Origin of the sequence: Andreesenia angusta, from assembly GCF_001855385.1 — a bacterium.
Taxonomy (GTDB): domain Bacteria; phylum Bacillota; class Clostridia; order Tissierellales; family Gottschalkiaceae; genus Andreesenia; species Andreesenia angusta.
The window spans coordinates 34,818-49,568 of sequence record NZ_MKIE01000011.1; the positions used below are offsets into that span (position 1 = coordinate 34,818).

Annotated in this window: 13 protein-coding genes, 1 tRNA gene and 1 rRNA gene; 5 read left to right on the forward strand and 10 right to left on the reverse strand. The window is 43.6% G+C overall.

Annotated features, from left to right (window positions below; translation table 11 throughout):
- The first annotated feature begins 17 nt into the window (after nucleotides 1-17).
- Together EUAN_RS10270 and EUAN_RS10275 are read left to right on the forward strand one after the other, a co-directional pair.
- Nucleotides 18-1,289 carry a homoserine dehydrogenase gene (locus EUAN_RS10270; RefSeq protein WP_071064311.1) on the forward strand — a complete coding sequence of 424 codons (1,272 nt, stop codon included), beginning with the start codon at nucleotides 18-20 and terminating at the stop codon, nucleotides 1,287-1,289.
- Nucleotides 1,290-1,308: 19 nt separating this feature from the next.
- Nucleotides 1,309-2,517 carry an aspartate kinase gene (locus tag EUAN_RS10275; RefSeq protein ID WP_071064313.1) on the forward strand — a complete coding sequence of 403 codons (1,209 nt, stop codon included), beginning with the start codon at nucleotides 1,309-1,311 and terminating at the stop codon, nucleotides 2,515-2,517.
- Nucleotides 2,518-2,558: 41 nt separating this feature from the next.
- On the opposite strand, the gene tadA is transcribed toward EUAN_RS10275, so the two are convergent.
- The 4 genes from tadA to serS form a co-directional block, all read right to left on the reverse strand.
- A complete protein-coding gene (gene tadA, locus EUAN_RS10280) occupies nucleotides 2,559-3,029 on the reverse strand; it encodes a tRNA adenosine(34) deaminase TadA (RefSeq protein ID WP_071064315.1) in 471 nt (156 codons plus the stop codon).
- Between the two features lie 16 nt (nucleotides 3,030-3,045).
- Nucleotides 3,046-3,122 (reverse strand) — tRNA-Arg (locus EUAN_RS10285).
- A 56-nt stretch (nucleotides 3,123-3,178) separates the two neighbouring features.
- On the reverse strand, nucleotides 3,179-4,321 hold the full coding sequence (locus tag EUAN_RS10290) for a D-alanyl-D-alanine carboxypeptidase family protein (protein WP_071064317.1): 1,143 nt from the start codon (nucleotides 4,319-4,321) through the stop codon (nucleotides 3,179-3,181).
- A gap of 75 nt (nucleotides 4,322-4,396) precedes the next feature.
- Complete coding sequence (serS, locus tag EUAN_RS10295; protein WP_071064319.1) at nucleotides 4,397-5,668, reverse strand: serine--tRNA ligase; 1,272 nt, start codon at nucleotides 5,666-5,668, stop codon at nucleotides 4,397-4,399.
- Between the two features lie 296 nt (nucleotides 5,669-5,964).
- Here serS and EUAN_RS10300 point away from each other — a divergent pair, with 296 nt between their 5' ends.
- Together EUAN_RS10300 and guaD are read left to right on the forward strand one after the other, a co-directional pair.
- Nucleotides 5,965-7,287 carry an NCS2 family permease gene (locus EUAN_RS10300; protein ID WP_071064321.1) on the forward strand — a complete coding sequence of 441 codons (1,323 nt, stop codon included), beginning with the start codon at nucleotides 5,965-5,967 and terminating at the stop codon, nucleotides 7,285-7,287.
- A gap of 223 nt (nucleotides 7,288-7,510) precedes the next feature.
- Nucleotides 7,511-8,794 (forward strand): guanine deaminase, encoded by a 1,284-nt coding sequence (guaD, locus tag EUAN_RS10305; RefSeq protein WP_071064323.1) that lies wholly within the window; start codon nucleotides 7,511-7,513, stop codon nucleotides 8,792-8,794.
- A gap of 36 nt (nucleotides 8,795-8,830) precedes the next feature.
- Here guaD and EUAN_RS10310 read toward each other — a convergent pair whose 3' ends face one another.
- The 5 genes from EUAN_RS10310 to nadA are packed head-to-tail and all read right to left on the reverse strand — an operon-like array spanning nucleotide 8,831 to nucleotide 13,632.
- On the reverse strand, nucleotides 8,831-9,859 hold the full coding sequence (locus EUAN_RS10310) for a PTS sugar transporter subunit IIC (RefSeq protein ID WP_084655900.1): 1,029 nt from the start codon (nucleotides 9,857-9,859) through the stop codon (nucleotides 8,831-8,833).
- Between the two features lie 11 nt (nucleotides 9,860-9,870).
- On the reverse strand, nucleotides 9,871-10,389 hold the full coding sequence (locus EUAN_RS10315) for a transcription repressor NadR (RefSeq protein ID WP_211266355.1): 519 nt from the start codon (nucleotides 10,387-10,389) through the stop codon (nucleotides 9,871-9,873).
- Between the two features lie 2 nt (nucleotides 10,390-10,391).
- Entirely contained in the window at nucleotides 10,392-11,225 is an 834-nt protein-coding gene (nadC, locus tag EUAN_RS10320) for a carboxylating nicotinate-nucleotide diphosphorylase (protein WP_071064328.1), read from the reverse strand.
- Entirely contained in the window at nucleotides 11,219-12,712 is a 1,494-nt protein-coding gene (gene nadB / locus EUAN_RS10325) for an L-aspartate oxidase (protein WP_071064330.1), read from the reverse strand. Before nadB ends, nadC begins: the two co-directional genes overlap by 7 nt.
- Before the next feature lie 14 nt (nucleotides 12,713-12,726).
- On the reverse strand, nucleotides 12,727-13,632 hold the full coding sequence (nadA, locus tag EUAN_RS10330) for a quinolinate synthase NadA (RefSeq protein ID WP_245674490.1): 906 nt from the start codon (nucleotides 13,630-13,632) through the stop codon (nucleotides 12,727-12,729).
- Between the two features lie 147 nt (nucleotides 13,633-13,779).
- On the opposite strand from nadA, the gene truA reads away from it, so the two are divergent.
- Nucleotides 13,780-14,517: a tRNA pseudouridine(38-40) synthase TruA gene (truA, locus tag EUAN_RS10335; RefSeq protein ID WP_071064331.1), complete on the forward strand. Its 738-nt coding sequence runs from the start codon at nucleotides 13,780-13,782 to the stop codon at nucleotides 14,515-14,517.
- Between the two features lie 133 nt (nucleotides 14,518-14,650).
- Here the strand turns inward: truA and rrf are convergent.
- Nucleotides 14,651-14,751 (reverse strand): 5S ribosomal RNA (gene rrf / locus EUAN_RS10340); the annotation flags it as partial.

Sequence of the window (14,751 nt, forward strand, 5' to 3'; positions counted from 1 at the left end):
TTGAAAGGAGATATATTATGATTAAATTGGGTGTTTTGGGTCTTGGAACTGTTGGTTCTGGCGTATACGAGATAGTGAAGTACAGAAGCGATATGCTGAAAAAGGCTACAGGCGAGGATATAGAGATAGCTAAGATTCTGGTAAGAGACAGCTCAAAGGACAGGGGTCTTGACGTGGCTGAAGGAGTTATGACTGAAAATCCTGACGACATACTGGACAACCCTGAGATAGACATAGTTGTAGAGGTTATGGGCGGCATAGACAAGGCCTACAGCTACATAGTCCGTGCCCTTAAAGCCGGAAAGCACGTAGTTACAGCCAACAAAGCCGTGATTTCGCTTCACATGGAAGAGCTTCACAAGCTTGCAGAGGAAAACAACTGCGGGCTGCTCTACGAGGCCAGCGTTGCCGGTGGAATCCCTATAATCAAAAACCTTAAGGAAATCCTGAAGATAAACAAGGTAGACGACATAAAGGGCATACTGAACGGGACTACAAACTTCATACTTACAAAGATGTACGACGAGGACTTGAGCTTTGAAGAAGCCCTTTCACTTGCCCATAAGTACGGCTATGCAGAGGCAGACCCTACAGATGACGTTGAAGGATACGACGCTGCCAGAAAGATATCTATACTTGCGTCGCTTGCATACGGAACACATGCCAGCATAGACGACGTGCTCTGCTACGGAATAACTTCCATAAGGACTATCGACGTGGTGGAGTTCAAGAAGATGGGCTTTGTGCCTAAGCTTCTAGGATGCTCTACTAGAAGAGACAACTCTTTCTCTGCAATCGTAGAGCCTATACTAGTGGAGGAGAACTCCATGTTCGCATCCGTAAAGGACGCTTTCAACTTGGTGGACGTGCTGGGCGACAATTTAGGCGAGCTTGAGTTCTACGGAAAAGGAGCTGGAAAAGAGCCTACTGGAAACGCAGTTGTAATGGACATAATAGATATAATCCTGAAAAACTACAGCGAGTTTAAGTTCGAAGTGGACAAGTCTATATCCTCTGACAAGGGCAATCTCTTTACAGGTCTTCACTACCTGAGAGTCTCTGTAGACCGAGAAGAGGACAAGGCCGCTGTGGTGGAAAAGCTGAACGCTTCTGGAGTGCAGTGCAAGTACAAAGAGCTTGAAAGAGACATAATAATCGTGACTGAGAGAATCTCTTCAAACAGAATAGAGAAGCTTGCAAAAGAAGACTTGGGGCTTGCCAAAAAGACTTTTGCATACCTTAGAATCGAAAGTGAAAGCCTTGTTTCAATAGATCAGTTGAACATTTAACTTAAAGGAGTCTTGATATATGGATAATATAGTTGTGCAAAAATACGGTGGGACTTCGGTTGGAACTCCCGAGAGAATTAAAAACGTGGCCAGAAGAGTCATCGCGACAAAAGAGGCCGGAAACAAAGTAGTTGTAGTTGTCTCTGCCATGGGAAAATCCACAGATCACCTGGTGGACCTTGCCAGGGAAGTGAATATAAACCCGTCTAGCAGAGAGATGGACATGCTCCTTTCAAGTGGCGAGCAGGTTTCAATAGCCATGCTTGCTATGGCCATTGGTGGCCTTGGGCACGATGCCATATCTCTTACTGGCCCTCAGTGCGGGGTCAAGACGACTAGCTACCACAGAAACGCCAGGATAACAGAGATACAGAACGAGAGACTTCTCTCTGAACTTGAAGCCCATGGCATCGTGGTGGTTGCAGGATTCCAGGGTATGAACGAAGAGTGCGACATAACCACTCTAGGAAGAGGTGGATCTGACACCTCTGCAGTGGCACTTGCATGTGCACTTGGGGCGGATAAATGCGAGATCTACACAGATGTCGACGGTGTCTACACTACAGACCCTAGAAAAGTGCCTGAGGCCAAGAAGATAGACAGAATATCGTATGACGAAATGCTTGAGCTTGCAAGCCTTGGAGCTGGGGTACTTCACCCTAGGTCGGTCGAGCTAGCTCGTAAAAACAATATGAAACTAATAGTTCGTTCCAGCTTAAACGAAAATCCTGGAACAGAAGTCGTGGAGGTGAGTGCTTTGGAAAAAGCAATAGTAAGCGGTGTTACAATGGATGAGAATATAGTCAAAATTTCAGTTTTAGAGGTGCCTGACAGACCAGGTATAGCGTTCAAACTCTTCTCTGCACTGGCTGCAAACAACGTGTTCTTTGACATGATAATACAGAATGTAACTCAGAAAAATGTAAACGACATAACTTTCACTGTAAAGTCGGACGATCTTCAGGACGCCCTTGCAGTTACTTCTAAAGTGAGCGAAGAGCTTGGAGCTACAAAAGTCGTTTATGATGAAGACGTGGTGAAGGTGTCTATAGTTGGGACTGGCATAGCCGGAAGTGCGGATATAGCTTCTGCTTTCTTCCAGACGCTTTCTGATCTTGGGATAAACATCCAGATGATAAGCACTGCTGAAATCAAGATATCTTGCATAATAGAGAAGGAAAAAGGAGAAGAAGCGCTTAAAGCTCTTCACCATAAGTTCTGCGAATAGAAAAGTGGCGAAAGCCACTTTTTTTTGCATTAAAAAAGAGACTAAAAATAGTTTCTCATATTTTTAGTCTCTCTAAGTATCTTAAAAAATTCACTCAGTATACCTGAGCATTCAGTTTTCATTATATCCCATTTTATCTCAACTCTGTGGTTGCTGAAGCTATTTTGAAGCAAGTTCAAATTCGAGCCGCAAGCACCCATTCTGCTATCTCTTGTGCCTATTACAATCCTGTCTATCCTGGAGTTCACTATGGCTCCTGCACACATAGGACAGGGCTCTAGCGTCACGTACATGGTGCATCCTATAAGTCTCCAGCCACCCAGTGTTCTGCTGGCCTGTCTTATGGCCATCATCTCTGCGTGGGCAGTAGGGTCCTTCGAGCTTTCCTTTACATTGTAGCCTCTTCCCACTACTTTATTCCCTTTTACTATCACAGCTCCAACTGGAACTTCTCCTATTTCAAAGGCCTTCTTAGCCTCTTCATAGGCCAGCTTCATAAAGTAATTCTCCATATTTTCACCTTTTCAATGGTGCTCCCGAGAGGATTTGAACCCCTGGCCTTCCCCTTAGGAGGGGGACGCTCTATCCACCTGAGCTACGGAAGCACATCTTACAGATAATAATTCTATACTAAACTCTCACCTTTGTCAAATATATTTCTCTATATAAGCGATTTAAAGAAGTTGGAGATCCCTATTCTGATCAGCTTAAACCTGCTTATCTTTGATTTCACCGTGAGGTCTATATCCTTCTCCACATCTCCATAGCTCAAGTGTAGAGTTCCCACTACATCCCCTGGCTCTATTGGAAGCTCTATGTCTGACTTCATTACAACCTCTTGCTTTGGGACGTCATCGTCTTTTTTCAAGAATACCTCCACGTCTTCCACTGGATATAGCTCGATTCTCTGGTGTTTGGAGCTTCCTATGCTTCGCTCGCCAACTGTCTCTTCCTTTAAATATAGGCTGATTCTGCTGTAGTCGTTTATAAGAGTTTCCATCAACTTCTTGGACTTCTCAAGCCTTGACTGCTCACTGTCAGCTCCCATGACTATCCCTATGACCCTGTTGCCGTCTTGCTGTTCCGCTGTGGCCACAAGGCATCTTCCAGCCTTGTCAGTATACCCCGTCTTGAGTCCGTCCACCCCTTTTACGACTCCGAGTAGAGGGTTTGTGTTTTTCCCGGAGAAATTCCTCTCCTCGATTACCAAACTTGATTTTTCAGTCGTACTTATTATCTCAGGGTACTTTGAGAGTATATGGGCGCTCAGCTTGTACAGCTCTTTAGCTGTCATAGTATTCTCGTTTCCATCCTTGTCTGGAAGTCCGTTTGAAGTGTAGAAAACAGTGTTGTCGAGTCCAAGCTCTGTTGCCTTTTGATTCATAATCTCTACAAACCCAGCTTCAGAGCCTCCAAAGTGCTTTGCAAGGGCCAGGCAGGCGTCATTTCCCGAGACTATCATTATGCCCTCTAGCAGATCTTCCACTTTCACTTTTTCACCTTCTCTCAGGAGAAAGCTAGACCCTCCGGTGTTTGCAACTTCCGAGTCAACTGTGACTCTGTCTTTCAAGCTACTTCTGCCTTTTGCTATCTCGTCTTTCACGACAAGGTAAGTCATAAGCTTTGTGGTACTAGCTATCGCTATTTTTTCATCTCCATTGTAGTTGTAGACTATGTCCCCAGTGCTATAATCCACTCCAAGCACAGCATTCGTATTTAACTCTAAGTCTTCAGCCAGCGATGTCCCTGCTGTAGTGAATAAAAGCATGAACACAACCAGCCATTGAAATATTTTATTTTTCAAACCGTACCTCCTATGCCAAATATACCTATTCAGTTTTATCTTCTGAATAGGTATATCTAAAATCAATAGCCTGAATTATCTTATCTTATCTATTCCGCCCATGTAAGGCACTAGTACCTCTGGGATATCTATGCTTCCATCCCTATTTTGGAAGTTTTCAAGCACCGCCGCAAAAGCCCTTCCCACTGCAAGTCCAGACCCATTCAATGTATGCACATATTCCACTTTTCCTGACTCTGAAGATCTGTACCTTATGTTGGCTCTTCTGGCCTGGTAGTCCTCAAAATTGCTGCAAGATGAAATCTCTACATACCTGTTGTAGCTAGGCATCCAAACCTCTATGTCGTAAGTCTTGGCTGAAGAAAAGCCTAAGTCTCCAGTACAAAGCGCCACTACCCTGTAAGGTATCTTTAAGAGCTGTAGTATTTTCTCTGCGTTGTTCGTAAGCTTTTCAAGCTCGTCATATGAAGTGCTTGGCTCTACCAGCTTCACAAGCTCCACCTTGTCAAACTGATGGTTTCTTATGACTCCTCTAGTATCTCTTCCCGCTGACCCTGCTTCCTGTCTAAAGCAAGGAGTATAAGCCGTGTTGTAGATTGGAAGCTGATCTTCCTCTAGTATCTCTCCCCTGTGTATGTTTGTAACTGGAACTTCTGCTGTAGGGATTAAATAGTAGTCTTTCCCCTCTAGCTTGAACATATCGTCCTCGAACTTAGGAAGCTGTCCTGTTCCTGTCATGCTCTCTTTGTTCGCCATGAAAGGCGGTGCCACCTCTCTGTATCCATGCTCTTCTGTATGTGTGTTTAACATAAAGTTCATAAGCGCTCTCTCAAGTCTAGCCCCCATACCTTTAAAAAGCGTGAATCTAGCTCCAGTTATCTTAGAGGCCCTCTCAAAGTCCAGTATGTCAAGGTCTGTTCCCAAGTCCCAATGGGCCTTTATTTCAAAGTCAAACTCCCTTGGCTCTCCCCATTTTCTTATCTCTATGTTTTCTTCATCCGAGTCGCCCTTAACCACATCAGGATGAGGTACGTTTGGAATAGTCAGTATCAATTCGCCTATTTCAGTTTCCACCTCTTTAAGCTCAGAGTCTAGCTCTCCTACTTGGCTTGAAAGCTCTTTCATATCGCGAAGTATTTCACTCACATCCTTGCCTTCCTTCTTGAGGGCCGGAATCTGCTTTGAAACCTCGTTTTGCTTTGCCTTCATCTCCTCTACTTTTGCAATTATATTTCTTCTGCTCTCGTCAAGCTCTACCACTCTATCTATGTTGTAGTTCCCGCCTCTCTTCTCTAGGCCAGCCTTCACTTCCTCTAAGTTGAATCTGATTCTCTTTATGTCTAGCATATGTAAAGTTCACTCCTCTGTTCTTTATTTGAACAATATTATATCATATATCCATCTCTTTAGACATATTTAAAGATTTTGCAAGCTTGTATAGTATTAATCTATGTCTTAAAACTCTTATGTTACAAAAACTCAATTATTATTTCCTTCACAATCTCCAGCTTCCTATGATAAAATAAATTTATCTTATCATTCGTTTTATGAAAAGGTTTTCATATTAAAAAAGGCTTTTGCCGTAAAAGAAAACGGGTATAGAGTGAAATGGTAGGACTATTATTTTTTAGGAGGGATTTACAATGAGTCAAGCTTCAGTAGGTTTTTTCGAAAAAGCATTTAAGCTTAAAGAAAACCAAACTACCTCTAAGGTAGAAATTACAGCTGGAATCACAACATTTGTAACAATGGCGTACATTCTAGTTGTAAACCCGCTAATACTTGCGGACGCTGGTATGGATAAAGGCGCTGTCTTCACAGCTACAGCCGTTTCTTCCATAGTGGCAACTTTGATAATGGCATTTTACGCTAACTATCCATTTGTACTGAGTGCTGGAATGGGACTAAACGCATTCTTCGCCTATTCAGTTGTGCTCGGAATGGGTCATTCTTGGGAATTTGCACTTACGGCAGTCTTTATCGAAGGTGTAATCTTCATTCTTTTAACTTTCGTAAATGTCCGTGAGGCAATAGTCAACGCTATACCGCTTACACTGAAACACGCTGTTTCAGCTGGTATAGGTCTCTTTATAGCTTTTATAGGCTTTAAAGGGTCTGGGCTTATAGTCTCAAGTGAAGCTACTTTTGTGGCATTAGGAGAAGTCACTTCTCCTACAGTAATAGTTTCAATAGTTGGACTTCTAGTGGCTATATTCTTTATGGCTAAGAACGTGCAAGGAGCGCTTCTGATAGCTGTTCTAGTTGGAACTATAGTGGGTATACCTCTAGGGGTAACTCAGATGCCGTCTTCGATTTTCAGTCTTCCGCCATCGCTTGCGCCTACGGCTTTCGCGTTCACAAGGGTTGGGTTGAGTGAAATACTGACTTTCGACATGTTTATGGTAACTCTGACTTTCCTATTCGTCGACCTTTTCGACACTATAGGTATGCTTGTAGGTACGGCAGCTAAAGCCAATATGCTAGACGACGAAGGAAAGCTTCCACGTGTAAGACCTGCGCTCTTTGCCGATGCAGTTGGTACTACGCTTGGTGCTTGTCTTGGAACTAGTACTATAACTACTTTTGCAGAGTCTGCATCTGGTATCTCTGTTGGAGGTAGAACTGGACTTACTGCTTTTACTTCAGCTATACTGTTTGCAATAGCGCTTTTCTTCGCACCGCTTTTCACTGCGATTCCTGAAGCTGCTACTGCTCCAGCGCTGATAATGGTTGGTTCGTTTATGCTTGGATCTGTGCTTTCTATCGACTTTGACGATATCACAGAGGCTTTCCCTGCATTCCTTACAATAATAATGATGCCGCTCACTTATAGTATAGGTGACGGACTTATGTTCGGTATAATAAGCTACTCTGCTGCAAAGCTGCTTTCAGGTAGAGTCAAAGAAGCATCGCCAGTTATGTACGTTCTAGCGGTGATATTCATACTAAGGCTTGTACTGACTTAGAGTTTTAAAAAATGCAAAATATTTGAATTATTTCTGATGAATATATTGTTGGAAGGAATTTTTCTCCAGGGAAAAGTTCCTTTTCTTTTCTAAATATTAGTACGATTTGTACGGGTTGGGCTGAGGGATCATTATTGAGAGGAGTTTTAAATGACGATTTAAGAAGCTTTGTATTGATTTTGGGTATGTATTTGAAAACAAAAACTAATTCGAGGTGATTTTAATGAGTAATTTAAAAGCTTTAAAAGGGAATGTAGTTTTCACTCCTTCATTTGGGGAGTATAAAATAGTTAAAAACGGATATGTTGTATTTGAAGGAAAGAACGTAGTAGGCACTTTTGAGAGCTTGCCAGAAGAGTATTCCGCTGCAGAAGTAGTCGACCATGGAGACAAGCTTATAATCCCAGGTTTTGTAGACCTACACCTTCACGCTCCTCAGTTTGCAAACAGAGGGCTTGGTATAGACAAGGAGCTACTAGAGTGGCTTAAAGTCTACACTTTCCCAGAGGAGTCTAAGTACCAGGACATCGATTTTGCCAAGAAAGCTTATCAAAACTTTGTATACGAGCTTTGGAAGCATGGAACTACAAGATCTGTAGTATTTGCAACGCTACACAATGAGTCAACTATATTGCTTATGGATCTTATGGACAAGGTTGGTCTAGGAGCTCTAGTAGGAAAGGTGAATATGGACAGAAACTGTCCTGACTTCTATATAGAGGACACTCAGAAATCTATAGAGGACACTGAGTCTTTCATAAAGGCCACTATAGACAAGTATGAGAACATAAAGCCTATCATAACGCCTAGGTTCGTGCCTACATGTACTGGAGAGCTTATGGAAGGGTTAGGAGAGCTTGCTAGAAAGTACAGTGTAAAGGTCCAGTCTCACCTGTCTGAAAACAGAGGAGAAGTTGAGTGGGTCAAGGAACTTCACCCTGAATGCTCTTCTTATGCAGGTGTGTATGAGAAGTACGGCTTATTCGGTGGAGATGTTCCCACTGTAATGGCTCACTGTGTATGGAATACGGCTGAAGAGATGGAACTTATGGCCAAGAACAAGGTGTTTGTAGCACACTCTCCTTATTCTAACCTGAACATTTCAAGCGGTATAGCTCCTGTAAGGGAATTTATAACTAAAGGCATACCTGTAGGGCTTGCAACTGACATATCAGGTGGACATGATGTGTCCATGGCTTCGGTTATAGCTGTATCTGCTCAAGTTTCAAACATGAGATGGGTCTATGTGGATGAAAACTACAAGCCTCTAAACACTCCAGAGCTGTTCTACCTTGCAACTAAAGGTGGCGGAGAGTTCTTCGGCAAAGTGGGATCTTTCGAATCCGGTTATGAGTTCGATGCGCTTGTAATAGACGACTCAAGCCTTGCTGACGTAAACGAAAGATCGATAGAGGAAAGACTTCAGAGATATATCTACATCGGTGACGACAGAAACATAGTTGAAAGATACGTAGCCGGCGTAAAACTTGAAGAACCGAAGTTCTAGTATATAAATATAGCAGCTAGGGAATATCCCTAGCTGCTATTCTTTTTGCAGACTGTATAGTTTCAAGTCTCCGTCTTTTATCCAGTTCTTTTTCTTTAAAACCTTGTAAACTGCGTAGGAGATTATTCCTGGCAGTATAAAGTGAAGCAGAGCTATCTTGTATATGCTCTCGGGTCCCATGACGCTCAATGTGGAAAACTGGCCTACAAGTCCGCTTGTCCCCATTCCTGAACCTATGCTGTCACCCTCCATCTTGAAAACAGTAGTCCCAACAGGACCAAGTATTGCCGATGCCACTATCGGTGGTATAAGCGTCTTTGGATTTTTGACTATATTGGATATCTGTATCATAGATGTCCCAAGCCCTTGGGCTATAAAGCCTCCAAACCCATTTTCCCTAAATGAAATCACAGCAAAACCTATCATCTGGCAGGAGCAGCCTATTATGGCAGCTCCTGAAGCCAGGCCACTGAGACCAAGTGATATTCCGATTGCAGCAGAGCTTATGGGCATGGTAAGTATAAAGCCCATGATCACAGATACAAGTATGCCCATAACCACCGGCTGCTGCATGGTTGCAAAGTTTATGACTTCCCCTACGGCTTTCATAAACGAAGATATTATCGGAGCAAGGTAGTATCCGGCTATCCCTCCTGTAACTATGGTCACTGCAGGCACTAGTATTATGTCCAGCTTTGTCTTGCCACTCACGAGTTTTGAGATCTCCACTCCTACAAGCGAGGAGAGCAGTGCCCCCACAGGTTCCCCTATGGATATACTCGCCACACCCTCAGGGTTTATGCTTATGCCTCCGCCGCCAATCGATCCAGCCACGACTCCTGCAAATATTCCAAGTGGAGACGCTCCCACGCTATACGCCACCCCTGCGCCTATCGCTGGAGCCATTGTGTACTGGGCAAGCTGCCCCAGCCTCTCTAGAAGCTCAAGTCCTGTGAAAATCCCAACTTGCTTTAATATAAGCCCTATTATAAGCGATGAGAAAAGCCCAAGCGCCATTCCGTTCAGGACTTTTATAGCGTACTCTCTTATGTTTTTATTTTTCAAATTTCCACCCCTTAGACCAAAAAATTATACTTTCTAAGCTCGTCCATCATCTTCTCGAAAGTCTCCTCGTTTGGGACTTCCACTGTATGGATGTGTATCCCTTCTGTAAGAGCTGAAAGCGGCTCTATGTCCTGCTTTGATATCCTATCCATAAAGTCCACCAAGTCCTCTTTGCAGTTTATATTTAAATTTCCCACTATCTCCCCGTATACAGGATGCTCTACCACTACGTCTATTATCCTGGCTCCATAGTCCAGCATTATGCCAAGTTCGTCTGCAAGCCCTTCCCTAGAGTGCTTTACAGCCACCTTTTTCAATAGATTGTTCTCCGAAGGCTTTATTATTATGTATCCATTCGGAGTGGCTATAACCGGTAGCCCTTCTGCTCTGAGTATTGCTATATCCTGTACGATAACCTGCCTTGAGACTCCAAATAGCTTGGCAAGCTCTGTACCCTTAAGCGGACCTTCGCTTTTATTTAGCTCTTCCCCTATGCATCTTCTTCTTTCCTCTGTGTTCAAACTTCTCACCTCTAGACTATATTTAGCGATATATCTATGCTTTTCGCTGAATGAGTAAGGGCTCCAACCGATATTATATCCACCCCTGTCTGCGCTATGTTGACTATATTCTCCTCGCTTATATTCCCCGAAGCCTCTAGCACTGCTCTTCCCTTGTTTATTGAGACGGCCATTCTCATGTCCTCAAGCGTCATATTGTCAAGCATGATTATATCCGCCTTCGCCTTTAGGGCCTCTTTCAGCTGATCCAAACTCTCTACTTCAACCTCAACTGTTATTGTGTGGGACACTTCTGCTCTGACCCTCTTGACCGCTTCCTCTATGCTCCCCACAGCCTTTATGTGATTGTCTTTTATCATCACCGAGTCCGAAAGGCTGTACCTGTGGTTGTAGCAACCGCTTATCTTGACGGCGTACTTTTCAAGCAGCCTAAGCCCAGGCGTAGTCTTTCTGGTGTCCGATATCCTCACAGGGTAGTCCTCTACAAGGCTTGAGAGAGTGTAACCCATAGTCGAGATCCCCGACATCCTCTGGAGGAAATTGAGCGCAACTCGCTCTCCTTTGAGTATACTTATAAGCCTTCCTTTTATGACTGCTACTTCCTCCCCGCTCTGAACTATATCTCCGTCGGACTTTTTAAACTCCACCTCTATTTCCTCGTCTACCATCTCGAAAACCCATTTAAGCACATCTAGCCCTGATACTATCCCAAATTCCTTGAATATAACCGACGCTTCTCCCATGCTCTCCCTGTCTAGAAGGTAGTCGTTTGTATTGTCTATCCCGTTTATGTCCTCAAGTATTGCAACCTCTATTATCTTGTTTACAGCTAGTTTATTTAACATATCATTTCTCCCCTCTCTATATAATGTGCTCCCAGACTCTCTTTCCTGCACTTTGCAGAATAGGCCACAAGCTTAGCCACAGTTATCATATTCAGGATTTCATTGTACTCAACCGTGCAGGACTCTCTGCCTAAAAGCGAACTTTCTAAGGATTTAAGCTCCTCTATCGCCTCAGATATTCCCATGTCGGTTCTAACTATCCCGAGTTTAGACTCCATGATATTTTTAACTAAAGCTCTCTTTTGATTGTAGAACTCCGAGCCTAGTTCATCACCCTGTACTTCTCCACGTCCTTCAATTTCTTGCTCTTCGAAAGACAGTTTTTCAAGCTTGTTTATATTTTGAGCTATCCTGTTTGCAAAGACTATCCCCTCCAAAAGGGAATTGCTTGCGAGCCTGTTCCCTCCGTGCACCCCTGTACAGGCACACTCTCCGCAGGCGTAGAGTCCGGTTATATTAGTATTACCCATTAGATCGGTTTCTATTCCGCCCATTATATAGTGCTCTGCGGGCCTGACCTCTATCAAGTCCCTGGAGATATCTATCCCCACCCTCAGGCAGTTTTCATATATTGTCGGGAATCTGTTTTTTAGATGCTCCTCGCTTTCGTGCCTTATATCCAAGTATACTTTTCTGCCCTCAGACAGCTCTCTGTATATTCCACGTGAAACAATATCTCTAGGGGCAAGCTCACCCATCTCATGGTAATTGTCCATAAACCTAATGCCGTTTTCATTTATCAGCTTGGCTCCTTCCCCTCTCAGAGACTCCGAAATCAAGAATCTCTTGCTTTCACTCTCCAGATAAAAAGAAGTTGGATGGAACTGTATAAACTCCATGTCCTTGACTTTCGCCCCTGATCTATAGGCTATGGCTATCCCATCGCCTGTGGCTTCAGCTGAGTTCGTGGTGTTCAAGTAAAGCTCTCCTATCCCGCCTGTGGCCAAGACAAGATGATCTGTTTCTACTTCGAAGTATCTCCCCGACTTTGATATGAGCTTGACTCCAGCGACTCTTTCGCCTTCTTCTACTATCTCTGTGACCATTGTGTCTTCTAGAATCTCTATATTCTCTCTCTGGCGCGCCGTCTCCGCAATAGTCTCCACTATTTCTCGGCCCGTTCTGTCCTTTACGTAGAGAATCGTATTTTCGCTATGTCCACCCTCTCTGGTGTACTTCAGCTCCCCGTTCTCGTCTCTTTCAAAGTTCACCCCAAGCTCTATCAGTTTCTGTATGTTTTCCCTTGAGTCCTCTTCTATCGCCTTCACAGCCTCTTTTTTGTTGTAGTACGAGCCCGCCTTCACAGTGTCACTGAAATGGCTGTCTTTGTATATGCAGCTCACTATGCCACCTTGGGCAAGGGGTGTGTTCCCGCTGAACACCTTGGACTTTGAAACCAGAAGCACGCTTTTCTTCTCTATGTTTATGGCTGTGAAAAGCCCTGCTATCCCTGTTCCGACTACTATAACGTCATAGTGACTTTTCAAATTTCAACATCTCCTCAACTTAATTTCAGCATATCGTCTAGGCTCTTCTCCGCTCTAACCCTTATGTCCTCATCCAAGACTATCTCTTCTCTTCCATACTTAAGCGCATCCCTTATATCCTCTAATGTGGTTTTTTTCATATTAGGGCATATGAGCGACGGTGAGAGCAGCTTGAAGCTCTTGTCTGGGTTGTCGTTTTGAAGCTTGTGCATTACCCCCATCTCTGTTCCAATAATTATCTCTCTGCTGTCCGAGTTTTTAGCATAGCTTATTATCTGTGAAGTACTTCCTACAAAGTCAGCCATATCAGCTATCTCAGACGAGCATTCCGGATGAACCAGTATAGGGCTTTCCGGATATAGCTCTCTTATCTTTAAGACCTCTTCCCTCTTTATCCTGTTGTGCGTCACGCAGTATCCGTCGTACAGTATAAACTCCTTCTCCGGTATCATCTTGGCTATATACCCTCCAAGGCATTTATCTGGAACGAATAGTATTTTGTCGCTCTCCAAACTTCTAGCTATCTTCAGCGCATTGGCCGAAGTGCAGCATATATCGCTCTCTGCCTTTACATCGGCCGATGAGTTCACATAGCACATAACTGGAACTCCTGGGTTCTCCGCCTTGAAAGCTCTTAACTTGTCTATATCTATCATATCTGCCATAGGGCATCCAGCGTCGCTTGCTGGAAGCAGCACCGTCTTTTCCGGAGAAAGTATCTTGGCGCTCTCTGCCATAAAGCGCACTCCCGAGAGCACTATTGTCCTCTGCTCGCTCTCTTTTCCTACCTGGCTCAGCTTTAGGGAATCTCCCACTACATCTGCTATGTCCTGTATTTCAGGTATCTGATAGTTGTGAGCTAGTATTATAGCATCTCTCTCTTTTTTCAGTTCCATTATTTCATCTAATATGTTTTTCAATTTGCCATCTCCTCGCTGTTAATATAGCTGTCTTGTCACCTGTATATAAATATATCATAGCGCATATTTCTAGGCAATATATCTCTGATCTATTTAATTTAAAAAATCCGGAATAGCTGATATAATCTTTATAGAAAGAGGTGTATTATGAGAAATATAAAAATTGTAGTTGAATATGATGGAGGAAGATATAGCGGCTGGCAGCGCCTTAAAGACAGCGACAATACTATACAGGGGAAGCTGGAGCGGGTTATCTCCGAGATGGTCGGGGCTGAAACCGAGATAACTGGTTCTGGAAGGACAGACGCAGGAGTCCATGCTAGAAACCAAGTGGCAAACTTCAAGACAAAATCTGATATGGATGTGCTGGAAATGAGAAGTTATCTAAACACCTATCTTCCTAGAGATATAGTCGTGAAGTCCGTGGAAGACGTCGGCGAAAGATACCATTCCAGGTACAATGCTGTATCTAAAAAGTACAGCTACTATATCTGGAACGGCGATGTGCCTTCTGCCTTCAACAGAAAATACTCTTATTACGTGGAGAAGCCTCTGAATCTGGATGATATGAGAAGTGCCGCCTCTAAGTTTGTGGGCACTCATGACTTTCTAGGCTTTTCATCGCTTAAGAAGAGCAAGAAGTCCACTGTGCGGACTATCTCGGAGCTAAGTGTACATTTAGACGGCGATATGGTCAGAATAGACTTTGTAGGAGACGGATTCCTCTACAATATGGTCAGAATTATAACCGGAAGCCTTCTAGAGATAGGTCTGGGCGAAAAGGATATCTCTCATATAGATAAAGTTTTTAGCTCCAATATTCGAGCTTCAGCCGGAATTACAGTTCCCGCTCAGGGGCTTTTTCTAGAACAGGTCTATTACTAAATATCTGGATTGATAAATAAGCTATAGAGATTACAAACCACGAAGCCAAAAGCATAAAAAAGACATGTTGCAGATGAAGTCCATCTATAACATGTCTTTTTATATTGTATGTATGCTTATTCAAAAAATAAAAAACCAGCGACGTCCTACTCTCCCAGGTCGCTTCCAACCAAGTACCATCGGCGCTGAAGGGCTTAACTTCTGTGTTCGGTATGGGAACAGGTGTGACCCCTT